We start from the raw sequence: 25,721 nt of genomic DNA, 5'->3' as shown, positions 1-25,721 counted from the left end.
CCAGCAGGGGGTGAAGCCGAGGTGAAGAAGCCCCCTTTTCGTGTCACGGGTATCACGGAACGCCCTCGTAGACTGGCCTTTCCCCACCCCGGCTTGCTTACGATGCTGGCGTGACCGCATTGGGCTACACCGCCCTGATCATCGGCGCGCTCGCACTGGGCGCGATCGGCGGCTTCGTCGCAGCTCGGGGATCCCGGCGCCGCGGCAAGCCCGAAGGGCCGACCGTCGCAGACCTCCTTCAGCGGCTGGTGCACACCAGTGACAGCGGCGTTGTCGTGCTCAACAAGTTCGGCGACGTGGTGCTGCACAACCCGCGGGCCGACGAACTCGGGCTCATCCGCGACCACCAGGCCGATCCGCGCGCCCGCAAGGCCGCCGAGCAGGCCCTGCTGACCGGCGAATCCGTGCCCGTCGACCTCTCCCCGCTCAACCGCGCGGGCACCGCGCTGCGCGGCAGCGGCCCGGCCGCGGTGCTCGGCGAGGTGCGCCCGCTCGGCGACGGCTTCAGCGTCGTCGACGCCGCCGACGAGTCCGACTCGGTCCGCCTGGAGGCCACCCGGCGCGACTTCGTGGCGAACGTCAGCCACGAGCTCAAGACCCCGGTCGGGGCGCTCGCGCTGCTCGCCGAGGCGGTGCTGGACGCCGCCGACGACGCCGAAGAGGTGCGGCGGTTCTCCAACAAGATCCTGCACGAGTCGACCCGGCTCGGGACGCTGGTCTCCGAGCTGATCGCGCTGTCCCGGCTGCAGGGCGCGGAGCGGCTGCCCGAGCTGACCACGGTCGGCGTCGACGCCGTGGTGGAGGAGGCGCTGGGCCGCTGCCGGCTGGCCTCCGAGTCCGCCGGGATCGAGATCGCCGTCGACGAGCCCACCGGCTACCTGCTGGACGGCGACCGGACGCTGCTGGTGACCGCGCTGAGCAACCTGATCAACAACGCCATCTCGTACTCGCCGCCGGACAGCCCGGTGTCGATCAGCCGCCGGTTGTCCGGCGACTTCGTGGAGATCGCGGTCACCGACCGCGGCATCGGCATCGAACCCGAGTACCACGAGCGGGTGTTCGAGCGGTTCTTCCGGGTGGATCCGGCGCGGTCCCGCGCCACCGGCGGCACGGGCCTGGGCCTGGCGATCGTCAAGCACGTCGCCGCCAACCACGGCGGCGAGGTCAAGTTGTGGAGTCGCACCGGCACCGGCTCCACCTTCACACTTCGGGTGCCCAGGCACGGCACGACCGACGGCCCGCCGGCCGCAGCAGAGCCGGTGTCATCAGCGGATCGCGCGGGCAGTGCCGCCCGCTCGGCGATGGAGAGCGCGGACGGGGTCACAACCGTCGAAACGGGAGGAGTCCGGTGACCAGGGTGCTGATCGTGGAGGACGAGGAGTCCTTCGCCGACCCACTTGCCTTCTTGCTGCGCAAGGAGGGCTTCACGGCGGCGGTCGCCGCCAACGGCCCGGAGGCGTTGGACGAGTTCGATCGCAACGGCGCGGACATCGTGCTGCTGGATCTGATGCTGCCAGGCATGAGCGGCACGGACGTGTGCAAGCACCTGCGCCAGCGCTCCTCGGTCCCGGTGATCATGGTGACCGCCCGGGACAGCGAGATCGACAAGGTCGTGGGCCTGGAGCTCGGCGCCGACGACTACGTCACCAAGCCGTACTCGGCGCGGGAGCTGATCGCGCGGGTGCGCGCGGTGCTGCGCCGCCGCGGCGAGGCGGAGGAGCTGCAGCCGCAGGTGCTGGCGGCCGGGCCGGTGCGGATGGACGTGGAACGCCACGTGGTGACCGTGGACGGTACCGACGTCAACCTGCCGCTGAAGGAGTTCGACCTGCTCGAATACCTGCTGCGCAACGTCGGCCGGGTGCTCACCCGCGGCCAGCTCATCGACCGGGTGTGGGGCGCCGACTACGTCGGCGACACCAAGACGCTGGACGTGCACGTCAAGCGCCTGCGCTCGAAGGTCGAGCCCGATCCGGCGGACCCGCGCTACCTGATCACGGTCCGCGGCCTCGGCTACAAGTTCGAGGGCTAGCCGCGGGCGGGGACGACGTGCGATCGAGCCCCCGGTGCGGGCCCCTCGGGACCCGCGCCGGGGGCTCGATCGCGCCGATCGGCCGAGCGAGCAGCGCCGACGACTGACCGATCGACCGAGGTCGGAGGGCCGATCGGCCAATCGGCGAACAGGGAGCGAGCGGGCAATCTTGAGTCGTGAACAACCCGATCCCCAACGCCCCCGCCGCGACTCCGCCGCCCGCCGTCGCTGCGCCGCCCGGCAAACCCGCCGCCAGGCGCATCGTCGAGCTCGACGTGCTGCGCGGCTTCGCGTTGTGCGGGATCCTCCTGGTCAACATCCCGCCGCTGATGCACATGGACCGGACGGTGGACTACCAGGTCCTGCCGATCCCGCACGTGTTCGACATGTTCGTCCAGCAGCGGTTCTTCCCGATCTTCTCGCTGCTGTTCGGCGTCGGGTTCGGGATCTTCCTGGCGAGCGCGGGCCGCCGCGCGGCGCATCCGCGCGTGGTGTTCCTGCGCAGGCTGGTCATGCTCGCCGGGTTCGGCACCCTGCACCAGTTCCTCCAGCCGGGCGAGGCGCTGCTGCCGTACGCGATCTTGGGGCTGGTCGTGCTGCTGCCGATGAGCTTCCTGCCGTGGTGGGCGAACCTGCCGATCGGCGCGGCCCTGATCGCCGCCGCGACCATCCTCACCAGCGGCGGCATATCGCTGATCCCGGGCATGATGCTGACCGGGTTCGCCCTCGCCCAGAGCGGGTTGCCCGCGACGCTGCACCGCCGCGGTGGCCAGATCGCGATCGTGTTCGCGGTGGCCGTGATCGCCTCCGCCGGGTTCCTGGTGCTGCAAGAGCAGGACCCCCTGAGCGCCGGCTTCACGCACTCGTCGGCGGCGGCCGGGCTGTTCATGGCCATCGCCTACGCGACAGGGCTGCTCCTGCTGATGCGGACGCCGGCTCGCCGCGCGCTGTCCGCGGTGCTCGAACCGCTGGGCCGGATGGCGCTGACCAACTACGTCGCCGCGACGCTGCTGGTCCTCCTGCTCGGCCCCCTGGCCGGACTGTGGGAGTCGGCGGAGTACGGCGCGCTCATCGCGCTGGCCGTCGGCATCCTCGTCGTCCAGATCACCTGGAGCCGGCTGTGGCTCGCCCGCTTCCGGTACGGCCCGCTGGAGTGGGTCTGGCGCTGCGCGACCTGGTGGAGCATCGTCCCCAACCGCCGGGTAACGGCCTAGGAGAGGAGGATGGTTTCCAGGCTCGTTTTGCGTGGCGGTGCGGGTGGCGGCCTTCCTGCGGGAGTTACCGAAGCCGCCTGGCTGTGGGATCCCCGACCTTCGTATGACCAATACGCGGCGTCGAGGACTGGCCTCGCCCAGTAGCCCAGAAGGGCGGGCACGGTCTGAGAACCCGGCTCCGCCGCTTCAAAGCTCCAATCCGCGGGACCACAAAACAGCCTCTAGCGTAGGCGGGCCAGTGCGCACTCAGCGTGACAGGCCTCTCGGGCCTCGACCTCGACGGCGAGGCCGAGGGGTGATGTTGGCCGCGTGACCTGGCGCACTGATGTCCTGGTTGGCCAGGTCTGCGGCGTGCGCGGGGTGGGCTGGTAGGCCGTTTGCTGCCCCACCTCGCCCCCGACCGCGTGCGCAGCCGGTAATTTGTCGGGCATGCGCCTAGGGGTGCTCGACGTCGGATCCAACACGGTCCACCTGCTGGTGGTGGACGCGCATCGTGGTGCCCATCCGACCCCGATGACATCGGAGAAGACCGTGCTGCGGCTGGCCGAGCGGATCGGCTCGCACGGCGGCCGACTCGCAGAGGAGGACGCCGCGGAGCTCGTCCGCACCGTCGCCGACGCGCAGGAGGCTGCCATCGCCGCAGGTTGCGAGGAGCTGATGGCCTTCGCGACCTCGGCGATCCGCGACGCGGAGAACGCCGCCGAAGTGCTGGCTCGGGTGCGCGCCGAGACCGGCATCGAGCTGGAGGTGCTGCCAGGCGAGGACGAGGCCCGGTTCACTTTCCTGGCGGCCCGCCGCTGGTATGGCTGGTCGGCGGGCAACCTGCTGATGCTCGACATCGGCGGCGGCTCGCTGGAGATGGCGGTCGGCATCGACGAGCAGCCGGACCTGGCGGTGTCGGTGCCGCTGGGCGCCGGGCGGCTGGCGCGCACGATGCTGCACGACCCGCCGACCCAGGACGAGGTGAAGAAGCTGCGCGATTGGCTGCAGGGGCAGCTGGCGCCCACCGCGAAGCGCTTCCGCAAGCTGGGGCGGCCCGATCGCGCGGTGGCCAGCTCGAAGACGTTCCGGTCGCTGGCGAGGCTGACCGGGGCGGCCCCGGCCTCGGCGGGACCACGGGTGCCGCGCACGCTGACCGAGACCGGCCTGCGGCAGCTGCTCGCGTTCATCACCCGCATGTCGTCGGCCGACCTGGCCGCGCTGGACGGCGTGAGCGGCGCGCGGGCGCACCAGCTGGTGGGGGGCGCGCTGGTGGCTGAGGCCGCCATGCGGGCGCTGGGTCTGAAGGAACTCGACATCTGCCCCTGGGCGCTGCGGGAGGGTGTGATCCTGCGACGACTGGACCACACCAATGGAGACAGTCACACTGCCATTCAGGCCCGCGCAACACTGGGGCTCGCGGAGTCGGGGTCCGCGGACGGAACTGGACGCCAGACGCAGCACGGGGCACGGTGGGAGCGATGAGTCGGGACAGCGGGGCCGATCAGCCCACCCAGCGCACCGTTGCGGAGCTGCTGGCCGAGTACGGCGGCAGCTCGCAGAAGAGTTCCCGCCGCCGGCGCCGCAGGGCCGAAGACCCGTCCGAAACCGCGCCACAGGCGATCATCGAGCGGGTGCTGTCGGACAGCGGCCAGATGCGCGCCGTGCCGCCGGACGCCGAGCCGCCGCAGCGTCGCAGCCACCGCCCGGGTGCACCGAACCCGGCTGCCCAGCAGCAGGCTCCACAAGCACCTGCTCCGCAGCCTCCGGCCGCTCAGCAGTCGGCTCCACAAGCGCCCGCTCCGCAGCCTCCGGCCGCTCAGCAGTCGGCTCCACAAGCGCCCGCTCCGCAGCCTCCGGCCGCTCAGCAGCCCGCAGCTCCGCCACCGCCGGCAGCACCTGCGACACCGCCTCCCGCTGCGCCTCCCGCGGCCTCGGAGCCAGCGGCGGAGGCGGCGGGCGCCGGCTACTGGGCTCAGCGGTTCACCAGCGCGGGCAAGGGCAAGGCGTCGCCCCCGTCGGCTCCGCCGGAAGGCGACGCCGAGGCGACGATCCAGCAGCCCGCCTTGCGGCGGCCGACTCCGCAGCAGGACGCGCCCCCGGCGCCGCCGAAGCCCACTCCGCAGGAGGGGCTCACGGAGCAGCTGCCGCGCGTCGCGGCAGCCAAGTCCGAGCCCGATCCGGAAGGCACTGCGGTGCTGGCCTACCCGCCCGCGCCTGCACCTGCGCAGCAGCAGGAGGAGGAGGAGGAAGCGCCGGACGAGCCGGAGGACCCGTACGACTTCGACTCCTACGACGAACCCGAGTCCGAGTACGCCGAGGACGACTACGACCCCGAGCTGCCCGCGGGCCTGGATGCGGACGACTACCGCGACGGCGAACCCGATGACGAGCCCGTCTCCGCGGGCAAGGAGTGGGGCACGCTGGTGCTGCAGGGCGTCGGCGGCCTGGTCGGCGGCGGGCTGGTCTGGGTCGGGTTCCGCTGGTTGTGGGGCACGAACGCCCTCGCGGCGCTCGGCGCGGCGCTGGTGATCACCGGTCTGCTGGTGTTCATCGCGTGGAAGTTCTTGCGCACCAACGATCTGCAGACGATCCTGCTGGCGGTGCTGGTCGGCTTGTTCTGCACGGTGTCCCCGGCGGCACTGCTGCTGTTCAGCCACTCGTGACGCACCGGCGCACGACCACCTACCCACCGTCGGTCATGCTTGGCAGGCGATGACAGTGCAACCGCCCCAGCGCGAGGAGGCACCCGGCCGGATCCCGGTCGGGCTGTCCAGCGCGTCGGTGTGGCCGCAGCCCGCGCGCGCGGCGTTCGAGATGGCCGCGGACCTCGGGTTCGACGGCGTCGAGGTGATGGTCTGGGCGGACGCGGTCAGCCAGGACGTCTCGGCGCTGCACCGGCTTTCCGAGCAGCACGGCGTGCCGATCCTGGCGGTCCACGCGCCGTGCCTGCTGATCACGCAGCGGGTCTGGTCGCCGGAGCCGGAGGAGCGGCTGCGGCGGTCCGTGGTGGTGGCCAGCGAGCTGGGCGCGCAGACGGTCGTCGTGCACCCGCCGTTCCGCTGGCAGCGCCGCTACGCGGAGGGATTCACCGAGCTGGTCGCGGAGCTGGAGGAGACCAGCGGGATCTCGATCGCCGTGGAGAACATGTTCCCGCTGCGTCCGCCGAGCACGCTGAACCGGTTGCGCGGCGGCAAGAGCAGCGGGCTGTCGGCGTTCAAGCCCTCGCCGGACCCGACGGAGGTCGGCTACCGCAACTACACGCTCGACCTGTCGCACGCCGCCGCGGCGCACGTGGACGCAATCGAGCTGTTGAAGCGGATGAAGGACGGCCTGGCGCATGTGCACCTGGCGGACGGCACCGGAGCGCCGCGGGACGAACACCTGGTGCCGGGGCAGGGCAACCAGCCGTGCGCGGAGGTGTGCGAGGCGCTGGCCGCCGACGGCTACCAGGGCGCGGTGGTCCTGGAGATCAACACCCGCAAGGCGCGCAATCCCCAGCAGCGCGCGGCATTGCTGTCCGAGGCGCTGCTGTTCGCGCGGCTGCACCTGGAGCCCCTGCACGCGGGCTGACCGGTTTCTCCTGGTCAGGGTCCGGGCGCGGTTTTCCATGCGATAGCCCGCAAAAACCGCGCGCGGGCGGCCGGCGCGACTAACCGATGCCTAGTGATCAACTTCTCCGAAGGTCACTAGAATCAGTGACCATGAACTCGTTGCGCGCATCGGCCGCCGAGCGCTTCCGACCGCTGGACCGCACGTGACGGAGGTCCTGGATCCCTTCGCAGCGGCCACTTCGGTGCGCCCGCTCGGCGATGGCACCTTCGTCGCCAACCTGCATCCCGACTGGGCCGTCGGAGAACGTCCGCACGGCGGCTACCTGCTCGCGCTGATGGCCCGCGCCCTCGGCGACGTGACCGGGCTCGCGCCGCTTTCGATCAGCGCCCAGTACCTGCACCCGCCCCGCGTCGGCCCGGTGCTGGTCCGGACCGAGGTGCTCAAGGCAGGCAAGACCGTGACGGCCGCCCGCGCGCAGCTGGAGCAGAGCGGCCAGGTCTGCGTGGAAGCCACGGCCACCCTCGGCAAGGTGCCCGAGTCGGAGCCAGAGTGGTCGGATCTGCCCGACATGCCGGTGAACCCGCCGTCGACCGCGATCGACCTCGCCGCCACCGAGGCGCGGAAGTTCTTCACGCTGGCCCGGGTCTGCGACATGCGGCTGGACGCGAGCACCGCGGACTTCCTCAACGGCGGCACCGGCGAACCGCGGCTGAGGCTGTGGGCCAAGCCCCGCGAGGCGCAGCCCGACCTGCTGTTCGGGCTGGTCGCGGGCGACCTGACGGTGCCGGTGACGCTGAACCTCGGCCGGTTCGGCTGGGCGCCGACGGTGCAGCTCACCGCCCTGCTGCGGGCTCAGCCGGCGAACGGCTGGCTGCGGATGGTGGTGGACTGCCGCGCGGTGCACGGCCAGTGGTTCGACGAGGACGTCATGGTGATCGACTCGGTCGGCCGCCTGATCTGCCAGGCCCGCCAACTCGCCCTGTCCCCCTGACCCGGTCTCCCCGCAGTTTCCCTTGAAACTGGTCCTCCAGTTTCAAGGGAAACTGCGGACGTCCGGTGTGTCGGATCCCAACACACCGGAGGTTGTGGACAACTCCCGCAATTTCAATGGAAATCGGACCTCTGATTTCCATTGAAATTGCGGACGACCCGGACCCCGGACCCCGTGCCCTGCGGACCCCGGGCCAGGACCCCGTGCTCTGCGGACGACCCGGGCCCTGGACCCCGTGCTCTGCGGACGACCCGGGCCCTGGACCCCGTGCTCTGCGGACGACCCGGACACCGGGCCCTGTCCCCTGCGGACCAGGGACACCGGACCAGGGATCCAGGCTCAGGACCTCGTGATCTGCGGCGGGCCCGGTGTCGGGGGCGGGGTCAGGTGAGGCGGGTGACGTCGAGGCCTCCGTCGGCGTGCTGCTTGCGGAGGCGCTTCTTGTCGAACTTGCCGACGCTGGTCTTCGGCGCTTCCGGGATGAACGTCCAGTACTCCGGCACCTGCCACTTCGCCACCTCGCCCGCGAGGAAGTCGCGCAGCTCGGCCGCGTCCACCTGCTGGCCGTCGCGGAGCACCACCGCGACCAGCGGCCGCTCGGACCACCTCTCGTCCGGCACGCCGATGACCACCGCCTCGGCCACCGCCGGGTGCCCCATCACCTTGTTCTCCAGGTCGACCGACGAGATCCACTCGCCGCCCGACTTGATCACGTCCTTGGCCCGGTCCGTCAGCTGCACGAACCCGTCCGGCGTGATGAACCCCACGTCCCCGGTGCGCAGCCAGCCGTCGTGGAACTTCTCCGGATCGTCGTCGCCGTAGTACGCCCCGGCGATCCACGGCCCGCGGACCTCCAGCTCGCCGACGCTTTCGCCGTCCCACGGCAGCACCGCGCCGTCGTCGCCGACCAGCCGGCCCTGCACGCCGGCGGGCAGGCGCCCCTGGCTGGCGCGGTAGGTCCAGCGCTGCTCGCCGGTGACGCCTCCCGGCGCCCGGGCCACGCTGCCCAGCGGCGACGTCTCGGTCATGCCCCAGGCGTGCAGCACCGCGATGTCGTACTTCTCGTCGAACGCCTTCATCAGCGACGGCGGGCACGCCGCGCCGCCGACCACGACCTCGCGCAGCGAGGACACGTCGTGCGGGTCGGCGTCGAGGTGCTGCAGCACGCCCTGCCAGATCGTCGGCACCGCCGCGGCCATCGTCGGGCGCTCCGCCTCGATCATCTTCAGCAGCGGCTCGGGCTGCAGGAACCGGTCCGGCATGATCATCGACGCGCCGACCATGAACGCCGCGTACGGCAGGCCCCACGACATCGCGTGGAACATCGGCACCACGGCCAGCGACCGGTCCGCCTGCGACAGGGCCATCCCGTCGGTCATGCACACCTGCATCGAGTGCAGGTAGATCGACCGGTGCGAGTAGACGACGCCCTTCGGGTTGGCGGTGGTGCCGGAGGTGTAGCACATGGCGGCGGCCGAGCGTTCGTCGATCTCCGGCCAGTCGAACTCCTCCGGCTTCCCGGCCAGTAGTTCCTCGTAGTCGTGCACCGCCACCCCGGACGGCGCCTCCAGCGCGGCCTTGGCGCCGCCGGTGACGATCACGTGCCGCACCGTCTTCAGCTCCGGCAGCAGCTTCTGGAACAGCGGCAGCAGCGTCCCGTCGACCAGCACGACCTGGTCCTCGGCGTGGTTGGCGACGTAGACGAGCTGCTCGGGGAACAACCGGATGTTCAGGGTGTGCAGCACGGCGCCCATCGACGGAACCGCGAAGTATGCCTCCAGGTGCTCGGCGTTGTTCCACATGAACGTGCCGACCCGCTCGTCGCCGGTCACGCCGAGGCCGCGCAGCGCGTGCGCCAGCTGCGCGGTCCGGCGGCCCACCTCCGCGAAGCTGCGGCGCCGCGCCCCGTCGCCGGTCCAGGTCACGACTTCTGCGGACGCGCCGTGCGGCCCGCTGCCCTGCTGGAGGATCCGAGCGATCGAGAGCGGGCCGTCCTGCATCGTGCTGAACATGATCAAAGCTCCTTTGGGCTGGTCATTCAGGCGCGAAAGATCGCTCGGCCGTGGCGGGCGCTGTGGTGGCAGACACAGTAGCGGCTGGAATCGACCTTCGGGAGGGTCGGCCACGCAGCGTGGTCTGGCACCCTGAGCGGCATGACGACGATCGCCGTACTCGGAGCCGGAAAGATCGGGGAATCCCTGCTGTCGGGGCTGCTGAAGGCGGGGCGCGCCCCGTCGGACCTGCTGTTCACCGAGCGGTTCCCGACGCGCGCGGAGGAGCTGACCAAGACCTACGGCATCACGCACGTCGACGTGGCCGGTGCCGTGCAGCGCGCGGACGTCATCGTCGTCGCCGTCAAGCCGCAGGACATCGAGCCGCTGCTGGACGAGATGGCGCCGAACCTGCCCAGCGGCAAGCTCGTGGTGTCGCTGTGCGCGGGCCTGCCGACGAAGCTGTTCGAGCGCCGGTTGCCCGAGAGCACCGCGGTCGTCCGGGTCATGCCGAACACCCCGATGCTGGTCGGCGAGGCGATGAGCGCGATCTCCGGCGGCGCGCACGCCTCGGACGCAGACCTGGCGCTGGTCGAGGATCTGCTCGGCAGCGTCGGCAAGGTCGCGCGAGTGCCCGAGAGCCAGCAGGACGCGGTGACGGCGCTGTCCGGCTCGGGCCCGGCGTACTTCTTCTACCTTGTCGAAGCCATGATCGACGCCGGCATCCTGCTGGGCATCCCGCGGGCCACCGCGGCGGACCTGATCGTCCAGTCCGCGGTCGGCGCGGCGGCGATGCTCCGCGAGGGCGGCGGCCACCCGGTGATGCTGCGCGAGGCGGTCACCTCCCCGGCGGGCACGACCATCGCGGGCATCCGCGAGCTGGAGAAGCACGGCGTGCGCGCGGCGCTCATCGACGCCATCGAGGCGGCCCGCGACCGGTCCGTCGAGCTCGGCAAGGCCCACGAGACCGACGAACCAGCCTGACGGGTCGGTGCTGGTACGGCGCCGATTTCGGGCGAAATCGGCGTTCCCCACGCCTGACGGGTGGCGATTTCGCGCGAAATCGCCACCCTCGCCGCGCGACCGCATGGCTTCGAGCGCGAGGTGGTGCGAACTACTCAGGGCCAAGGGGGACGTTCGGCCATCGCAGGTGTCCCGTGTGTCCCGCTACTCTCGATAGAGCACGTGCGTGAGGTTTCCGTCGGAGGGGAAGCCGACGGCGCGACACGTGCCGAAGGGCACGGTGAAGCATGTCTGCGAACTCCGAACCCAGCCAACAGGCGCCACCGAGCATGGGTCAGGTGCGGTTCCTCACCGTCGCAGAGGTCGCAAAGCTGATGCGGGTGTCGAAGATGACGGTCTACCGGCTCGTGCACGCGGGTGAGCTGCCCGCAGCACGAGTGGGGCGTTCGTTTCGGGTCGCCGAGAAGGACGTCCACGCGTACCTGGAAAGCGCCTACTACAACGCGGGCTGAGACCGCCCGCCCGGCCGTTTGCGCAGGTGACCGGCCGCGAGCCCGACGGGCGGCCGATGGCGGCCCGGACGGCTCGCGCGCCCGGCCGGCGGTGCCCGGCGGCGTTTCGAGGACCACGGCGGAAGGCCTCGAGACCTGCGGGTAAAGTTTTGGGTTGGTCGTGCCAGGTGTGCGTGCTCATGCGGCTGCACCGGTGCGGGAGACGTTCGAACTGCCGTCAAGAGTGAAGGAGTCCGCATGGGCTCGGTCATCAAGAAGCGCCGTAAGCGCATGTCCAAGAAGAAGCACCGCAAGCTGCTCCGCAAGACGCGCGTTCAGCGTCGCAAGTTGGGCAAGTGACCTGCGCACCGCCGCCGGCCGATGGTCGGCGGCGGTTGTTTTTTGCCGGTGGGCCGGTGCGCGCGGCCGACTCGTTCCGGTAACCCGAACGCCGCTGTGAGGGGCGCATTCGGCGGTAGCATCGCAGTCGGCGAGCGTGCCGGAGAGCGCAGGGAGGCACAGTGGGCCCGAATGTCGTGCTGGTGACGGGGGTCAGCCGGTTCCTGGGCGGGCACCTCGCCGCGCGACTGGCGGCCGATCCCTCGGTTCAGCGGGTCCTCGGCGTGGACACCGTGCAGCCCGGCCGCGATCTGCTGCGGCGGATGGGGCGCACCGAGTTCGTCCGCGCCGACATCCGGAACCCGCTGATCAGCAAGGTCATCGCGAACGCCGAGGTCGACACCGTGGTGCACGCGGCGGTCAACTCCCACTCCGGGCCCGGCGGACGGGCCACGACGAAGGAGATGAACGTCATCGGCACTATGCAGCTGCTGGCCGCCTGCCAGCAGTCGCCGCTGGTGCGCAAGGTGGTGGTCCGGTCGACCTGCGCGGTCTACGGGTCGAGCTCGCGGGACCCGGCGGTGTTCACTGAGGAGATGGAGCCCAAGGACCTGCCGTCGTCCGGCTACGCCAAGGACGCGGTGGAGATCGAGGGCTACGTGCGCGGCTTCGGCCGGCGGCGGCCCGATGTGGACATCACCACGCTGCGGTTCAGCAACCTGATCGGCCCGCGCATCGACGCCGTGCTGGCCCGCTACTTCGCGCTGCCGGTGGTGCCGACCGTGCTCGGGTTCGACGCGCGGCTGCAGATGCTGCACTCCGAGGACGCGCTGGCGGTGCTGGAGCGGGCGACGATGATGGACCTGCCCGGCGTGTTCAACGTGGCCGGTGACGGCGTGCTGATGCTCTCGCAGGCGATCCGGCGCGCCGGGCGCGTCGCGATGCCGCTGCCGAGCACGGCGGTGCTGCCGCTGGCCCAATTCTTCCGCAGCGCCCGGCTGGTCGACTTCTCGCCGGAGCAGCTGCGCTACCTCAACTTCGGCCGGGTGCTGGACACGACGAGGCTCCGCGAGGAGTTCGGGTTCACCCCGCGCTGGACCACCCAGCAGGCGTTCGACGACTTCGTGCGCGGTCGGGGCCTGCGGCCGGTGGTCGACAAGGAGAACATCCTGGCGCTGGAGCGCGGCGCCGGGGACCTGCTGGCCAAGCTGCGGTGACGGAGGCGGCATGAGTAGCCCTGTGTCAACCCGAGTCCTCCTCAACCGCACCTCAGGGGAACGTGACGCAAACCAGCCACAAGAAACTGCGAAACGCGTGATTGAGCCGGACGCAACCACAACTGTGAAACGCGGAGAGGCGGAACTGGTGAGCGACGGTCGCGCCCGACCGGGTGCGGGGGCGTGATGGCGGATGCGCAGGTGATCCCGCTGCGCGCGGCGGACCGGGAGCAGCTGGAGGCCGCGAAACCGCCGGAACCCGGCTGGGAGGACGCCGTCATCGACGCGCTGGCGTTCGCCCGTCGGCGGTTGCTCGGCGACTACCAGGTCGACGAGTTCGGCTTCGACCAGGAGCTGACCGACGAGGTGTTCCTCCGGCTCCTGCGGCCGGTCTACGAGAAGTGGTTCCGGGTCGAGGTGATCGGCGGCCACCACGTGCCCGTCGACCGCGGCGCGCTGGTGGTGGCCAACCACTCCGGCACGCTGCCGTGGGACGCGCTGATGACCACGGTCGCGCTGCACGACCACGTCCAGGCGCCCCGGCACCTGCGGATGCTCGGCGCCGACCTGGTGTTCTCGCTGCCGGTGCTCGGCCCGCTGGCCCGCAAGGCCGGGCACACGCTGGCCTGCAACCCGGACGCGGAGCGGTTGCTGACCAACGGCGAGCTGGTCGGGGTGTGGCCGGAGGGCTTCAAGGGCATCGGGAAGTCGTTCAAGGACCGGTACAAGCTGCAGCGCTTCGGGCGCGGCGGGTTCGTCTCGGCCGCGCTGCGCACCGGCGCGCCGATCGTGCCCTGCTCGATCGTCGGCGCCGAGGAGATCTACCCGAAGCTGGCGGACATCAAGCCGCTGGCGCGGTTGCTCGGCGTGCCGTACTTCCCGGTCACGCCGTTCTTCCCGCACTTCGGGCTGCTGGGGGCGGTGCCGCTGCCGTCGAAGTGGTACATCGAGTTCGGCGAGCCGATCGAGACCTCGTCGTTCCCGGAGGGCGCCGCGGACGACCCGATGCTGGTGTTCAGCCTCAGCGACCAGGTCCGGGAGATCATCCAGCAGACCCTCTACCGCCTGCTCTCCCAACGCACCAACGTCTTCCTCGGCTGACCGCGGTTTCAATTTGAAACTGGGCTCGACCTGGTGAGTGCGTCGGTGGTTGCCAGTTTCAATTGAAACTGGCGTGGCGGGGCGCCGAGGCCAGGGATTGTAAGGCTGTCGCCGGGTCGGTGCCGCGTTGCGGACCGGGCCGTCCGTTGTTCTATTTGTGCTGGTGAACGTGCTTTTTCCGTGAGGTCGAACGCGGAAATCCGGACAGTTGCCAGACGAAGCGGACGGTGCGTGATGAGCTACCCCTCGACCTTCGGCTCCCAAGATCCCTTCGCGGAGCTGCTCAACAGGTTCTTCGGCATGTCGCCGATGACGTCGCCGCCCGCCGTGCAGCGAGTGCCGATCGGCCGGCTGCTCAGCGAATCCGCCACCGAGCTGATCGGCAAGGCGTCCGAGCGCGCGAAGCAGGACGGCAGCGCCGACCTGGACACCGAACACCTGCTGTGGGCGGCGACGCAGGTGGAACCGTCCCGCAGCCTGCTGGTCCAGGCCGGGGCGGAGCCGGACCACCTCGCCTCGCGGATCGCCGAGGTGCTGCCCGGCGCCAGCGCCGAGCCCTCGGCGAGCCCGGGGCTGACGCCCGCCGCGAAGCGCGCGCTGATCGGCGCGCACGCGCGGTCCCAGGCGGCGGAGAAGTCCTACATCGGGCCCGAGCACATCCTGGCGGCCCTGCTCGACGATCCGGACTCGGCGGCGGTCAAGCTGCTGGACTCCTACGAGATCAACACCCGCAAGCTCCGCGACCGGGTCGACCGCGCCGCGACCACCGACAACATCCCGACGACCGCGGGCAGCGACACCCCGACGCTGGACGAGTACAGCCGGGACCTCACCGAAGAGGCCCGCGCGGGCAAGCTGGACCTGGTCGTCGGGCGCGCCGACGAGATCGAGCAGACCGTGGAGATCCTTTCGCGGCGCAGCAAGAACAATCCCGTGCTCATCGGCGAACCCGGCGTCGGCAAGACCGCGATCGTCGAGGGGCTGGCGCAGCGCGTCATCGCCGGCGACGTCCCGGAAACCCTGCAGGACAAGCGGGTTCTCGCGCTCGACATGACCGGCCTGGTGGCCGGCGCGCAGTACCGCGGCGAGTTCGAGCAGCGGCTGAAGAAGGTGATCGACGAGGTCCGCGCCGCCGAGGGCTCGGTGATCTTGTTCATCGACGAGATGCACACCATCGTCGGCGCCGGGGCCGGCGGCGAGAGCAGCATGGACGCGGGCAACATCCTCAAACCCGCGTTGTCCCGGGGAGAACTGCACGTCATCGGGGCCACCACGATCGACGAGTACCGCAAGCACGTGGAGAAGGACGCAGCGCTGGAACGCCGGTTCCAGCCGGTCCTGATCGCGGAGCCCACCGTCGAGGAGACCATCCAGATCCTGCAGGGCTTGCGCGACTCCTACGAGGCGCACCACGGCGTCCGCTTCTCCGACGAGGCGCTCTCCTCGGCCGCCGCCCTCTCCGACCGCTACATCAGCGACCGCTACCTGCCGGACAAGGCCATCGACCTGATGGACCAGGCGGGCGCGCGGGTGCGGCTGCGGTCGGTCAGCCGCAGCGGCGACGTCCGGGAGCGCGAGGACCGGATGGCCAAGCTGCGCCGAGAGAAGGACCAGGCCGTCGACGCCGAGGACTACGACCGGGCCCGCGAGCTCAAGGAGCAGATCGAGGACCTGGAAGGGGAGATCGCCGGTATCACCGAGCGGCGCGAAGGCGTCGCGGACGTGACGACCCAGGACATCGCGGAGGTGCTGTCCAAGCGCACCGGCATCCCCGTCGCGCAGCTGACCGAGGACGAGAAGCACCGCCTGCTGCGGCTGGAGGAGGCCCTGCACGAGCGGGTCGTCGGCCAGGACGAAGCGGTCCTGGCGGTGGCGGAGGCGGTCCGCCGCAGCCGGGCAGGGATGGCGCACCCGGACCGCCCCATCGGGTCGTTCCTGTTCCTGGGGCCGACCGGCGTCGGCAAGACCGAACTGGCGAAGGCGCTCGCGGAGCTGATGTTCGGCGACGAGCACAAGCTGATCCGCTTCGACATGAGCGAGTTCCAGGAGAAGCACACCGTGTCCCGGCTGGTCGGCGCCCCGCCCGGCTACGTCGGGTACGAGGAGGCCGGGCAGCTGACCGAGAAGGTCCGCAGGCAGCCCTACAGCGTGCTGCTGTTCGACGAGATCGAGAAGGCGCACCGGGACGTGTTCAACACGCTGCTGCAGGTGCTCGACGACGGCCGGCTGACCGACGCCCAGGGCCGCACCGTGGACTTCCGCAACACCGTGGTGATCATGACGAGCAACGCGGGAGCCCAGCGGATCCTGGCCCACGAGGGCGACGTGGACGGCATCCGCGACCAGCTGATGGACGACCTGCACGCGAGGTTCGCGCCGGAGTTCCTCAACCGCATCGACGAGACGATCGTCTTCCACCGGCTGACCGAGGACGACCTGGCGCAGATCGTCGACCTGATGCTGGACCGCAGCCGCCGCCTGCTGCGCGCCCAGGAGATCGGCCTGGAGGTCACCGAGGCGGCCAAGAAGTGGCTGACCCGGCGCGGGTTCAAGCCGGAGTTCGGGGCGCGGCCGCTGCTGCGCACCATCCAGACGCAACTGGACAACCGGATCTCCAAGCTGCTGCTGCGCGGCGAGGTCCAGCCGGGCGACACGATCCTCGCCTCGATCGAGGACGACGACCTGATCTGCACCCTGGCCCGGCCGCACGAAGCGGACGTCCCGCAGCAGGCCGGGGACAAGGCGCCCGAATCGAGCAAGGTCTGAGCTCGGTCAACGCCACCGCCCCCACCACGTCCGGGACGGCTTCCACAGCCCCCGGAATCGCCGTTGCCCGGCCGAACGCGGCGAAGCCACCCGGAGCGGTGGTCCGGGCGGTTCGGAAGTGCGCTGGTTCGAAATCCCGTGGGAAGGATGGATCATGAGTAGCCTTTCGGATGATCCGACCCAGGCGGTGACCGACCGGCTGGCGAAGCTGGCCTGGGAGTCCGTGCTCGTCGTGGGCGTCTGCTCACTGGTCGTCGGCGTGCTGGCGCTGGTCTGGCCACGGGCGACGCTGATCGTCGTCGGCGTGCTGTTCGGTGTCTACCTGCTGGTCAGCGGCGTGCTGCAGATCGTCGCGGCGTTCGGCACGCACGTGACGGCGGCGATCAGGGTGCTGGCGTTCATCAGCGGCGCGCTGTCGATCCTGCTGGGCCTGCTGTGCTTCCGGGGCGAGATGCAGTCGATCCTGTTCCTGGGCCTGTGGATCGGCATCGGCTGGCTGTTCCGCGGCGTCACGCAGACGACCGCGTCGATCGCCGACCGGGCGATGCCCGCGCGCGGCTGGCAGATCTTCATGGGCATCGTCACGGCCCTGGCGGGGATCGTGCTGATGGTGTCGCCGCTGGCCTCGGTGGCGCTGCTGGTCCTGTTCGGCGGGATCTGGTTGGTCGTCCTCGGCATCGTGGAGATCATCACCGCCTTCCGGATCCGCTCCGCCGCGAAGCGGGTCGCCGCGTCCGGATGACGCCGATGACCGGACGCGCGAGCGGGAGGGGCGCGCCCGGCCTTCGGACGGGCCGGTGCGGTGGGCGGGGATGCCACCGCACCGGTCCGGTTTTCGCGTGGCCGCCGTCGGTGCGTCCGGTCATGCTTTCGCCGAGTCCAATCCGCTACCGGTGGGGAGAATCCGATGAGTTCCCGGCTCAACCCGTACATCAGCTTCGACGGCGACGCCCGGCAGGCGATGGAGTTCTACAAGAGCGTGTTCGGCGGCAACCTGACGATGAGCACCTTCGGTGAGTTCGGCGCCCCGGACCCGAGCAGCGCGGACAAGGTCATGCACGCGATGCTCGAGACCGACAGCGGCTTCACGCTCATGGCCTCCGACACGCCGCCGGGCATGGAGCACAAGCCGGGCACCAACATCTCGGTGAGCGTCAGCGGTGACTCGGAGGACGAGCTGCGCGGCTACTGGGCGAAGCTGGCGGAGGCGGGCACGGTGGCGGTGCCGCTGGAGAAGCAGATGTGGGGCGACACGTTCGGCATGTGCGTGGACCGGTTCGGCATCGGCTGGATGGTGAACATCGCCGGCTCGTGACCGGCGCAGACCTCGTGAGCGGTCGTTCCGGTAAGAACCGGATCAACCGCTCACGAGCCGTCGGCGGCGCTTCCGACGGATCGTGAGCGCTGAAGCCGGTAAGAACCGGAAGGATCGCTCACGACCGGTCGCGGCGGCGGTAGGCGAGGCCGGCCGCTACCGCGCCCGCGACGGCGCCGGCTCCCATGATCGAGTTCAGGCCGATCCGCGCCGCCTTGCGGCCCGTCCGGAAGTCCCGGACCTCCCAGCCGCGGGCCCGGGCGATGTCGCGCAGGCGCTGGTCCGGGTTGACGGCCACCGCAGTTCCCACCGCCGACAGCATCGGGATGTCGTTGGCCGAGTCCGAGTAAGCCGTGCAGCGGCGCAGGTCCAGGCCTTCGCTGGCGGCCATCGCCCGCACCGCGTGCGCCTTCGCGCGCCCGTGCAGCATCTCGCCGACCAGCCGGCCCGTGTACACGCCGTCGGAGCTCTCCGCGACCGTGCCCAGCGCCCCGGTCAGCCCGAGCCGCCGCGCGATGATCTGCGCCAGCTCCACCGGGGTCGCCGTCACCAGCCACACCCGCTGGCCCGCGTCGAGGTGCATCTGGGCCAATGCCCGGGTGCCCGCCCAGATCCGGTCCGCCATCAGCTCGTCGTAGATCTCCTCGCTGAGCTCCACCAGCTCCGAGACCTTGCGGCCGGCCACGAACGACAGCGCCTGCTCCCGGCTGGCCTGCATGTCCTGCGGGTTCTCCCGGCCGCCGACCCGGAACTTCAGCTGCTGCCAGGCGAACCCGGCCAGGTCGGTGGCGGTGAGGAACTTGCGGGCGGCGAGTCCGCGGGCGAAGTGGAACAGCGAGGCGCCCATCATCATCGTGTTGTCGACGTCGAAGAACGCCGCGGCGGTGAGGTCGGGCGGGGTGGCCAGCGAGCCGTCCGGGACCGGCGCGGCGGCGACGGCGGCCTCGGCGGACGCGCGACCGGCCACCTTCGCGCTGTCGATCGGATCGGAGCCGGGCGCGCGCGAGCTCTGGTCCGCGCCATCGGCTGAGCCTTGACGTGTCGGCACCGCCGCGCCTCCCGGGGGTCCTCCGGTGTTGTCGTGCGAAGTTCCAGGTCTTGCCGACCCGGGCCGGACCGGCTCAGCAGGCCTCTAGCTTAAGACCTGGCCGCAACCGAACTTGCGCACCTCCGCCGTGGCGTGGTGGTCCGCGATTCCGGCGGAAACCGGGCGTCCGGCTCCGCCGGAATCGCGGCGGGAGGTCAGCGGAGGTCGTCGGGCAGCAGTTGCGCCAGCCGGCGGATCGCGCGGTGCTGGAGGGCTTTGACCGCCCCCTCGTTGCGCTGCATCGCGACCGCCGTCTCGGTTACCGACAGGCCCTGCAGGAACCGCAGCCGGATGCATTCCCGCTGGTCGGGGTTGAGCTGCCGGACGCAGCTGAGCAGCTCCCGGTGGGTCGCCTCGGTGAGCACGTGCTGTTCCGGGCCGAAGTGCGTCCGGCCGACCGGCAGGTTGTCGGTGACGTCGGAGGTGGGGATCTCCAGCCGGTTCCGGCTGGACTTGATGTGGTCGAGGATCAGGTTCTTGGCGATGGTGATGAACCAGGCCGCCACGTCGCGGCCCTGGTAGCTGATGGAGGCGATCCGGCGCAGCGCGCGCAGGAACGTCTCGCTGGTGATGTCCTCGGCGAGGCAGTGGTCGCTGACCCGGAACAGCACGTACCGGTAGACGATCTGGGCGTACTCGTCGTAGAGGTGGCCGAAGGCGTCGTTGTCGCCCTGCTGCGCGGCGCTGACGTACACCCAGCTCTCGGTGCCCGGCCGGGACACCGGTCGGGCGGCCGGGGTGTCGACGCTGCGGAAGGGTGCGGCCGGGGCGGGGGGTGCGAGCGTCTTCGGGCTGCTCATCTCTTGCGACCTCCTGCCGTCGTTGGCGGACCGGCGTGGTGCAGGTGGGACGCACCGGTGCCGGTGTCATGTCGCGGTGTCCGGCGGACACCCGCCTCCGGTCGGCCGACGGGGCTCCGATGGCCTGGTGACGCCGGGGGCGTGGGCGTTGGAGCAGCAGCATACGTGTTGTTACTCGGAAGTAGGTAGTGCTACTCGGTGACGGTCTGGTTGCACAGCGTGTTCAACTGCGGCGCGACGCCTAACTCGGACAGGTGATTTTGGACACTTGACCAGCGCGGTCGGTGTCGCGCCGCCCCTCGATCCGCTGGGTACCTTGGAGGTCGCGAAGTCGGCCCGAATTTCTCCCTGGAGCGAAGGCATGCACGAGGTGACGGTGATGACCCGCGAGGGTTGCCACTCCTGCGCGGACGCGATCTCCGACGTGCGGCGGATCTGCGCAGAGCTCGATGTGCCGTGGTCCGCGCAGGACGTGGACGCCGACCCGGAACTGCGCGCGGAGTACGGCGACCGGGTCCCGGTGATCTTGATCGATGGAGTCGAGCACGGCTACTGGAAGGTCGAGGAGGGCCGCTTCCGCCGGGCCCTGGCCCACTGAACCGCGATCCCGCCCGGTGCCGGCGCGGGTTGCCGCCGTCACGTGCTCCAGACCACGCGTTTTGGCACGTCGGGGGGCTATCGGCAATGATGGCGGGGAAGGCTTGCGCCTCCGGCGGAGTCCGGCCCTGCGACTTTGTGCATGCGTTCACAAATTAGTTACGGTGTACGGGTCGGGTCGCCGGATTCCCGGTGTGGATCAGCGGATCAGGTGTCGAGCCGTCGGATGCCGACGGCGTTCGCGGATGACGCCGGGCAGCCGGTCGGCAGCCCGGCCGGTGTCGGAGCCCCCAGCCTGAGCAGTGATGCCGGGAAGTGGGCGACGACCGCCGCGCCTCCGGGTGCGGACGGGCGGGCAGGCCAAAGCAGCAGGTAGGGCGAGGGAGATCCAGCGTGACGGCCCACGGAGCGGACGTGCAGGACGGTGACGGGCAGGCCGAGGCCGATTCCCGGACCGACTCCAAGCAGTCGCCGGCGATCGAGGTCCCCGCGGCTCGGGAGCGCGCCAGGGCGATCCCGGAAGCCGCCGTCGCCCGGCTCGCGGTCTACCTGCGGGCCCTTTCCACCCTCGCCGAGCAGAACGTGGGCACGGTCTCCAGCGACGAGCTGGCCGTCGTCGCCGGGGTCAACTCCGCGAAGCTGCGCAAGGATCTCTCCTACATCGGCTCCTACGGCACCCGCGGCGTCGGCTACGAGGTCGCGGTGCTCATCGGCCAGATCGAGCGCACCCTGGGCCTGACCCGCAAGCACAGCGTCGCGGTGGTCGGGATCGGTAACCTCGGCCACGCGCTGGCCAACTACGGCGGCTTCCCCGGCCGCGGCTTCCCGGTCTCCGCGTTGTTCGACCTCGACCCGGACCTGGTCGGCGTGCCGGTCGGCGGCATCCCGGTCAGCCACATCGACGACATCGTCGAGGTGTGCGCCGACCGCGAGGTCACCATCGGCGTCATCGCCACGCCCGTGCAGGGCGCCCAGGAGGTCTGCGACCGTTTGGTCGCCGGCGGCGTTACGTGCATCCTGAACTTCGCGCCCGTCGTGCTGCAGGTCCCCGAAGACGTCGAGGTGCGCAAGGTCGACCTGGCGGTGGAGATGCAGATCCTCTCGTTTCACGTGGCCCGACGTCAGCAGGAAGCGGCGGCGGAAGCCGGCCGATCCGATGTGGACGGTGCGGACATCGGTCCACCGGGCGGCGGCGATCGGGTGTCGGGTGAGGTCGAATCGGCGGACAGGATGGTGGAACGGCTGTGAACCTGCTCACCGTCGGGATTTCCCACCACAGCGCCCCGGTGCGGGTGCTGGAGCGCGTCGCGATCGGCGGCGATGACGTCCCCAAGCTCCTCGGCGAACTGCTGCAGCGCGAGCACATCTGCGAGGCGTTCATCATCTCGACCTGCAACCGGGTCGAGGTCTACGCGGTCGCGGAGACCTTCCACGGCGGCCTGGACGACGTGACGTCCGTGCTCGCCCGGCACGCGGGTGCGGAGGTCGGCGAGCTCGCCGATCACCTCTACGTCTACTACGCGGGCGCCGCGGTGGAGCACCTGTTCTCGGTGTCCGCGGGCCTGGACTCGATGGTCGTCGGCGAGGCGCAGATCCTCGGCCAGCTGCGGCAGGCCTACGGCACCGCCGACGAGAACGGCACTATCGGCAAGACGCTGCACGAGCTCGCGCAGCAGGCGCTGCGCGTCGGCAAGCGGGTGCACGCCGAGACCGGCATCGACGCCGAAGGCGCGTCGGTGGTCTCCGAGGCGCTCGCCGACGCCGAGGTCGCGCTCGACGGCCTGGCCGGGCGCAGCGCGCTGGTGGTCGGCGCGGGCTCGATGGGCGGCCTGGCCTCCGCGCAGCTCAAGCGAGCGGGCATCGGCGAGGTCGTGATCGCCAACCGCACCGCGGCCAACGGCGAACGGCTGGCCTCGTCGCTGCGCGCCGACGGCGTCGCTGCCCGCACCGCCGACCTCACGGACCTCAGGAGCGCGATCGCCGCGGCCGACCTGGTGGTGGCCTGCACCGGCGCGATCGGCGCGGTGGTGACCGAAGACGTGGTCGCGGCGGCGCTGACCGTCCGCGACGACCGCCCGCTGCTGTGCTGCGACCTCGGCCTGCCCAGGGACATCGCGCCCGAGGTGGCCGGGCTGCCCGGCGTGACCGTCGTCGACCTGGAGAGCCTGCAGCAGCGGCTGTCGGACAAGCAGGGCGGCAACGAGTCCGAGCGGGCCGCGCAGATCGTCGCCGAGGAACTGCGCAACTACCTCGCCGCGCAACGCTCGGCCGAGGTGACTCCGACCGTGACCGCGCTGCGCAAGCGCGCCGCCGAGGTCGTGGACGGCGAATTGCTGCGACTCGACTCGCGGCTGCCTGAACTGGACGGCGACGTGCGCGACGAACTGGCGCGCACCGTCCGTCGCGTGGTGGACAAGCTCCTGCACACGCCGACGGTCCGGGTCAAGCAACTCGCGTCGGTGCCCGGCGGTGCCGGGTACGCCGACGCGCTCCGAGAGCTCTTCGAACTCGATCCGCAGACGACTGCCGTGCTCGGCACCCCGCAGGCCGACGAGAGTCTGCCCGGCGGGGTCACCGTCGCCCAGGCGCGGCTGCGCGGTCGAGCAGAACAGGACGGTGAGGACCGTTGAACAAGACCCTCCGCATCGGCACCCGCGGCAGCGCCCTGGCGATGGCGCAGTCGTCGAATGTCGCCGAGGAGCTGGAGAAGGCGGGCTATCCGACCCAGCTGGTCACCGTGAAGACCCCCGGCGATCTCTCGATGGCGCCGATCGCCGAGATCGGTGTCGGCGTGTTCACCTCGGCGCTGCGCGAGGCGCTGGCCGCCGGCGAGGTGGACGTCGCGGTGCACTCCTTCAAAGACCTGCCGACCGAACCGGACCCCCGGTTGTCGCTGGCGGCTGTCCCGGTCCGGGAGGACCCGCGGGACGCGCTGGTGGCACGGGACGGTCTGACGCTCGGTGAATTGCCCCCGGGGTCCGTTGTGGGCACCGGTTCGCCGCGCCGCGCCAGCCAGCTCCGGGCCCTCGGCCTGGGGCTGGAGGTGCGCAGCATCCGCGGCAATGTGGACACCCGCCTGCGGAAGGTGACCGACGGTGAGCTGGACGCCGTCGTGCTCGCCCGAGCCGGGCTGGCCCGTGTGGGCCGGCTTGCGGTGATCACGGAAACGCTCGATCCACTGCAGATGCTGCCCGCGCCCGCCCAGGGTGCGCTCGCAGTGGAATGCCGCGTCGATGACGTGGACACCGAGCACCTGCTGCAGTCCGTTTTGGACGATCAGGCCAGCCGCGCCGCGGTGGCCGCCGAGCGCGCCATGTTGTCCGCGCTCGAAGCGGGCTGTAGCGCGCCGGTCGGCGCGCTGGCCGAAGTGGTGGATGACCTCGACGAGGACGGGCGCGTGGCGCTGCGGCTGTCCGTGCGAGGGGTGGTGGCGACCGACGACGATCAGTTGGTGCGCGCCTCCGCCACTGGTGAGACGACCGCCGCCGAGCAGCTGGGCCGGGAGTTGGCCGCCCAGTTGCTGGAAGCCAGGGCCGCTTTGCTCAGCGGACCTGGCAGTAGTTGATGGGGAGTGCCCTGATGACCCGAGCACGTAAGACCCCCGGACGGATTGCTTTCGTGGGCTCCGGTCCCGGTGACGCGGGACTGCTCACCGTTCGGGGCCGGGACGTGATCACCCGCGCTTCGCTGCTGGTGACCGACCCGGACGTACCCGCCGACATCGTCGGCCAAGCAGCCGACGGCGCCGAGGTCCGCCCCGCCGTGGGCGATCCCGCGGACGTGGCCAAGGACCTGGCGAACGAGGCCGCGATCGGCCGCACCGTGGTGCGGTTGGTCGCGGGCGACCCGCTGACCGCCGACGCGGTGGTCCGCGAGGTCCAGGAGGTCGCCAAGACCGGCGCCGCCTTCGACATCATCCCCGGCGTCGCCGGCGGCAGCGCGGTTCCGGCCTACGCCGGCGTCGCGCTCGGCGCGGTGCACACCGAGGTCGATGTCCGCGGCGACGTGGACTGGGCATCGCTGGCCGCGGTGCCCGGCGCACTGGTGCTGCACACCACCGGCAGCCACTTGGCCGAGGCCGCCTCGCGCCTGGTCGAGCACGGCAGGCCGGCGACGACCGCCGTGGCGGTGACCGCCTCCGGCACCACCGTGCAGCAGCGCACGATCGACACGACACTGGCCTCGCTGGCCGCCGACGCGGGTGAGCTGCAGGGCCACCTGGTGGTGACCATCGGCGACATCGTGTCCGAGCGCGGCAAGCTGTCCTGGTGGGAGTCGCGCGCCCTGTACGGCTGGAAGGTCCTGGTGCCGCGCACCAAGGAGCAGGCCGGCGTGATGAGCGACCGGCTGTGGTCGCACGGCGCCGTCTCGCACGAGGTGCCGACGATCTCCGTCGAGCCGCCGCGCAGCCCCGCGCAGATGGAGCGCGCGGTCAAGGGCCTGGTCGACGGCCGCTACCAGTGGGTGGTGTTCACCTCGGCGAACGCGGTCCGCGCGGTGTGGGAGAAGTTCGGCGAGTTCGGACTGGACGCCCGGGCGTTCTCAGGCGTGAAGATCGCGTGCGTCGGCGAGGCCACCGCGGAGAAGGTCCGCTCCTTCGGGATCATCCCGGAGCTGCTGCCCTCGGGCGACCAGTCCAGCGACGGCCTGCTGAATGACTTCCCGCCGCACGACGACATCCTCGACCCGGTCGACCGGGTGCTGCTGCCGCGGGCGGACATCGCCACCGAGACGCTGTCGGCCGGGCTGCGCGAGCGCGGCTGGGAGGTCGACGACGTGACGGCCTACCGCACCGTCCGCGCCGCGCCGCCGCCGGCCGAGACCCGCGAGATGATCAAGACCGGCGGGTTCGACGCGGTGTGCTTCACCTCGTCGTCCACCGTCCGGAACCTGGTCGGCATCGCGGGCAAGCCGCACGCCCGGACGCTGGTGGCGTGCATCGGCCCGAACACCGCGGAGACCGCGAAGGAGTTCGGCCTGCGGGTCGACGTCCAGCCGGAGATCCCGCGGGTGGAGGACTTGGTGGACGCGTTGGCCGAGCACGCGGCCCGGCTCCGCGCGGAGGGCGCGCTGCCGCCGCCGCGCAAGGCCAAGCGGGCTCGCCGCAGCTGATTTTCCGAGTGGAGGGCGCCTCCGACCGATCCGGTCGGAGGCGCCCTCTGCTTTGCCTGGGCACCTGGAGCGGTGTCCGGGGATGCTCCTATAGATGTCAAGCGGCAGGAGCAAGGTCGTTTTGACTGGTTCGTTCGGTTGGTGTGGTGGTCAGGGCGCGGTAGACCTCGCGGG

General features: G+C 71.0%; 23 protein-coding genes. 20 read left to right on the top strand and 3 right to left on the bottom strand.

Going from position 1 to position 25,721, the window contains the following annotated elements:
* The first annotated feature begins 110 nt into the window (after positions 1-110).
* The 7 genes from AC07FN_RS29290 to AC07FN_RS29260 all read left to right on the top strand — a co-directional run bounded on the left by AC07FN_RS29290 (position 111) and on the right by AC07FN_RS29260 (position 7,768).
* Positions 111-1,352, top strand: coding sequence for a sensor histidine kinase (locus tag AC07FN_RS29290; protein ID WP_478398511.1), 1,242 nt, complete (start codon positions 111-113; stop codon positions 1,350-1,352).
* On the top strand, positions 1,349-2,029 hold the full coding sequence (locus tag AC07FN_RS29285; RefSeq protein WP_478398510.1) for a response regulator: 681 nt from the start codon (positions 1,349-1,351) through the stop codon (positions 2,027-2,029). The genes AC07FN_RS29290 and AC07FN_RS29285 overlap by 4 nt, the downstream gene beginning before the upstream one ends.
* A gap of 176 nt (positions 2,030-2,205) precedes the next feature.
* Positions 2,206-3,243 carry a DUF418 domain-containing protein gene (locus AC07FN_RS29280; RefSeq protein ID WP_478398509.1) on the top strand — a complete coding sequence of 346 codons (1,038 nt, stop codon included), beginning with the start codon at positions 2,206-2,208 and terminating at the stop codon, positions 3,241-3,243.
* A 429-nt stretch (positions 3,244-3,672) separates the two neighbouring features.
* Positions 3,673-4,707, top strand: coding sequence for a Ppx/GppA family phosphatase (locus AC07FN_RS29275; RefSeq protein ID WP_358576086.1), 1,035 nt, complete (start codon positions 3,673-3,675; stop codon positions 4,705-4,707).
* The gene (locus AC07FN_RS29270) at positions 4,704-5,888 is read left to right on the top strand and encodes a hypothetical protein (protein WP_478398508.1); all 1,185 of its coding nucleotides are present in this window, start codon (positions 4,704-4,706) and stop codon (positions 5,886-5,888) included. Before AC07FN_RS29275 ends, AC07FN_RS29270 begins: the two co-directional genes overlap by 4 nt.
* 49 nt (positions 5,889-5,937) lie before the next feature.
* Positions 5,938-6,795, top strand: a complete 858-nt coding sequence (locus AC07FN_RS29265) for a sugar phosphate isomerase/epimerase family protein (RefSeq protein WP_452613384.1) — start codon at positions 5,938-5,940, stop codon at positions 6,793-6,795.
* Positions 6,796-6,979: 184 nt separating this feature from the next.
* Positions 6,980-7,768: a thioesterase family protein gene (locus AC07FN_RS29260; RefSeq protein WP_478398507.1), complete on the top strand. Its 789-nt coding sequence runs from the start codon at positions 6,980-6,982 to the stop codon at positions 7,766-7,768.
* Positions 7,769-8,151: 383 nt separating this feature from the next.
* Here the strand turns inward: AC07FN_RS29260 and AC07FN_RS29255 are convergent, their stop codons facing one another.
* A complete protein-coding gene (locus AC07FN_RS29255; RefSeq protein ID WP_478398506.1) occupies positions 8,152-9,780 on the bottom strand; it encodes a long-chain fatty acid--CoA ligase in 1,629 nt (542 codons plus the stop codon).
* A 141-nt stretch (positions 9,781-9,921) separates the two neighbouring features.
* Here AC07FN_RS29255 and proC point away from each other — a divergent pair, with 141 nt between their 5' ends.
* The 8 genes from proC to AC07FN_RS29215 all read left to right on the top strand — a co-directional run bounded on the left by proC (position 9,922) and on the right by AC07FN_RS29215 (position 17,951).
* Complete coding sequence (gene proC, locus AC07FN_RS29250; RefSeq protein WP_452613387.1) at positions 9,922-10,743, top strand: pyrroline-5-carboxylate reductase; 822 nt, start codon at positions 9,922-9,924, stop codon at positions 10,741-10,743.
* Positions 10,744-11,009: 266 nt separating this feature from the next.
* Positions 11,010-11,234, top strand: a complete 225-nt coding sequence (locus AC07FN_RS29245) for a helix-turn-helix domain-containing protein (protein WP_029535864.1) — start codon at positions 11,010-11,012, stop codon at positions 11,232-11,234.
* Between the two features lie 237 nt (positions 11,235-11,471).
* The gene (locus AC07FN_RS29240) at positions 11,472-11,573 is read left to right on the top strand and encodes a 30S ribosomal protein bS22 (protein WP_010241351.1); all 102 of its coding nucleotides are present in this window, start codon (positions 11,472-11,474) and stop codon (positions 11,571-11,573) included.
* Positions 11,574-11,734: 161 nt separating this feature from the next.
* On the top strand, positions 11,735-12,769 hold the full coding sequence (locus AC07FN_RS29235; protein WP_478398505.1) for an NAD-dependent epimerase/dehydratase family protein: 1,035 nt from the start codon (positions 11,735-11,737) through the stop codon (positions 12,767-12,769).
* 186 nt (positions 12,770-12,955) lie between these two features.
* A complete protein-coding gene (locus AC07FN_RS29230; RefSeq protein ID WP_478398504.1) occupies positions 12,956-13,870 on the top strand; it encodes a lysophospholipid acyltransferase family protein in 915 nt (304 codons plus the stop codon).
* Between the two features lie 234 nt (positions 13,871-14,104).
* The gene (locus AC07FN_RS29225; protein WP_478398503.1) at positions 14,105-16,636 is read left to right on the top strand and encodes an ATP-dependent Clp protease ATP-binding subunit; all 2,532 of its coding nucleotides are present in this window, start codon (positions 14,105-14,107) and stop codon (positions 16,634-16,636) included.
* 154 nt (positions 16,637-16,790) lie between these two features.
* Positions 16,791-17,378, top strand: coding sequence for an HdeD family acid-resistance protein (locus tag AC07FN_RS29220; RefSeq protein ID WP_478398502.1), 588 nt, complete (start codon positions 16,791-16,793; stop codon positions 17,376-17,378).
* 165 nt (positions 17,379-17,543) lie between these two features.
* Positions 17,544-17,951, top strand: coding sequence for a VOC family protein (locus tag AC07FN_RS29215; RefSeq protein ID WP_358576105.1), 408 nt, complete (start codon positions 17,544-17,546; stop codon positions 17,949-17,951).
* 118 nt (positions 17,952-18,069) lie between these two features.
* Here AC07FN_RS29215 and AC07FN_RS29210 read toward each other — a convergent pair whose 3' ends face one another.
* Both AC07FN_RS29210 and AC07FN_RS29205 read right to left on the bottom strand, forming a co-directional pair.
* Positions 18,070-18,999, bottom strand: coding sequence for an HAD family hydrolase (locus AC07FN_RS29210; RefSeq protein ID WP_478398501.1), 930 nt, complete (start codon positions 18,997-18,999; stop codon positions 18,070-18,072).
* A gap of 194 nt (positions 19,000-19,193) precedes the next feature.
* Positions 19,194-19,838 carry a sigma-70 family RNA polymerase sigma factor gene (locus tag AC07FN_RS29205; protein ID WP_478398500.1) on the bottom strand — a complete coding sequence of 215 codons (645 nt, stop codon included), beginning with the start codon at positions 19,836-19,838 and terminating at the stop codon, positions 19,194-19,196.
* 361 nt (positions 19,839-20,199) lie between these two features.
* On the opposite strand from AC07FN_RS29205, the gene AC07FN_RS29200 reads away from it, so the two are divergent.
* The 5 genes from AC07FN_RS29200 (at position 20,200) to AC07FN_RS29180 (ending at position 25,547) form a co-directional block, all read left to right on the top strand.
* Entirely contained in the window at positions 20,200-20,436 is a 237-nt protein-coding gene (locus AC07FN_RS29200) for a glutaredoxin family protein (RefSeq protein ID WP_478398499.1), read from the top strand.
* A 392-nt stretch (positions 20,437-20,828) separates the two neighbouring features.
* Entirely contained in the window at positions 20,829-21,683 is an 855-nt protein-coding gene (locus AC07FN_RS29195; RefSeq protein WP_478398498.1) for a redox-sensing transcriptional repressor Rex, read from the top strand.
* Positions 21,680-23,065, top strand: a complete 1,386-nt coding sequence (locus tag AC07FN_RS29190) for a glutamyl-tRNA reductase (RefSeq protein ID WP_478398497.1) — start codon at positions 21,680-21,682, stop codon at positions 23,063-23,065. The genes AC07FN_RS29195 and AC07FN_RS29190 overlap by 4 nt, the downstream gene beginning before the upstream one ends.
* Positions 23,062-24,000: a hydroxymethylbilane synthase gene (hemC, locus tag AC07FN_RS29185; protein ID WP_358576115.1), complete on the top strand. Its 939-nt coding sequence runs from the start codon at positions 23,062-23,064 to the stop codon at positions 23,998-24,000. The genes AC07FN_RS29190 and hemC overlap by 4 nt, the downstream gene beginning before the upstream one ends.
* 14 nt (positions 24,001-24,014) lie before the next feature.
* A complete protein-coding gene (locus AC07FN_RS29180) occupies positions 24,015-25,547 on the top strand; it encodes a bifunctional uroporphyrinogen-III C-methyltransferase/uroporphyrinogen-III synthase (protein WP_478398496.1) in 1,533 nt (510 codons plus the stop codon).
* Positions 25,548-25,721: the final 174 nt, after the last annotated feature.

The organism is Saccharopolyspora sp. NPDC045941, assembly GCF_056431445.1.
Note: the sequence above shows the minus strand (reverse complement) of the source record. Positions and strands in the feature narration are given on the sequence as shown.

What these genes read in the sequence shown, in the direction of transcription:
- AC07FN_RS29275 (WP_358576086.1), top strand. Translation starts at nt 3,673, where the DNA reads ATGCGCCTAGGGGTGCTCGACGTCGGATCCAACACGGTCCACCTGCTG.
- AC07FN_RS29270 (WP_478398508.1), top strand. Translation starts at nt 4,704, where the DNA reads ATGAGTCGGGACAGCGGGGCCGATCAGCCCACCCAGCGCACCGTTGCG.
- AC07FN_RS29265 (WP_452613384.1), top strand. Translation starts at nt 5,938, where the DNA reads ATGACAGTGCAACCGCCCCAGCGCGAGGAGGCACCCGGCCGGATCCCG.
- AC07FN_RS29255 (WP_478398506.1), bottom strand. Translation starts at nt 9,780, where the DNA reads ATGTTCAGCACGATGCAGGACGGCCCGCTCTCGATCGCTCGGATCCTC.
- proC (WP_452613387.1), top strand. Translation starts at nt 9,922, where the DNA reads ATGACGACGATCGCCGTACTCGGAGCCGGAAAGATCGGGGAATCCCTG.
- AC07FN_RS29245 (WP_029535864.1), top strand. Translation starts at nt 11,010, where the DNA reads ATGTCTGCGAACTCCGAACCCAGCCAACAGGCGCCACCGAGCATGGGT.
- AC07FN_RS29240 (WP_010241351.1), top strand. Translation starts at nt 11,472, where the DNA reads ATGGGCTCGGTCATCAAGAAGCGCCGTAAGCGCATGTCCAAGAAGAAG.
- AC07FN_RS29230 (WP_478398504.1), top strand. Translation starts at nt 12,956, where the DNA reads ATGGCGGATGCGCAGGTGATCCCGCTGCGCGCGGCGGACCGGGAGCAG.
- AC07FN_RS29225 (WP_478398503.1), top strand. Translation starts at nt 14,105, where the DNA reads ATGAGCTACCCCTCGACCTTCGGCTCCCAAGATCCCTTCGCGGAGCTG.
- AC07FN_RS29220 (WP_478398502.1), top strand. Translation starts at nt 16,791, where the DNA reads ATGAGTAGCCTTTCGGATGATCCGACCCAGGCGGTGACCGACCGGCTG.
- AC07FN_RS29215 (WP_358576105.1), top strand. Translation starts at nt 17,544, where the DNA reads ATGAGTTCCCGGCTCAACCCGTACATCAGCTTCGACGGCGACGCCCGG.
- AC07FN_RS29205 (WP_478398500.1), bottom strand. Translation starts at nt 19,838, where the DNA reads ATGAGCAGCCCGAAGACGCTCGCACCCCCCGCCCCGGCCGCACCCTTC.
- AC07FN_RS29200 (WP_478398499.1), top strand. Translation starts at nt 20,200, where the DNA reads ATGCACGAGGTGACGGTGATGACCCGCGAGGGTTGCCACTCCTGCGCG.
- AC07FN_RS29180 (WP_478398496.1), top strand. Translation starts at nt 24,015, where the DNA reads ATGACCCGAGCACGTAAGACCCCCGGACGGATTGCTTTCGTGGGCTCC.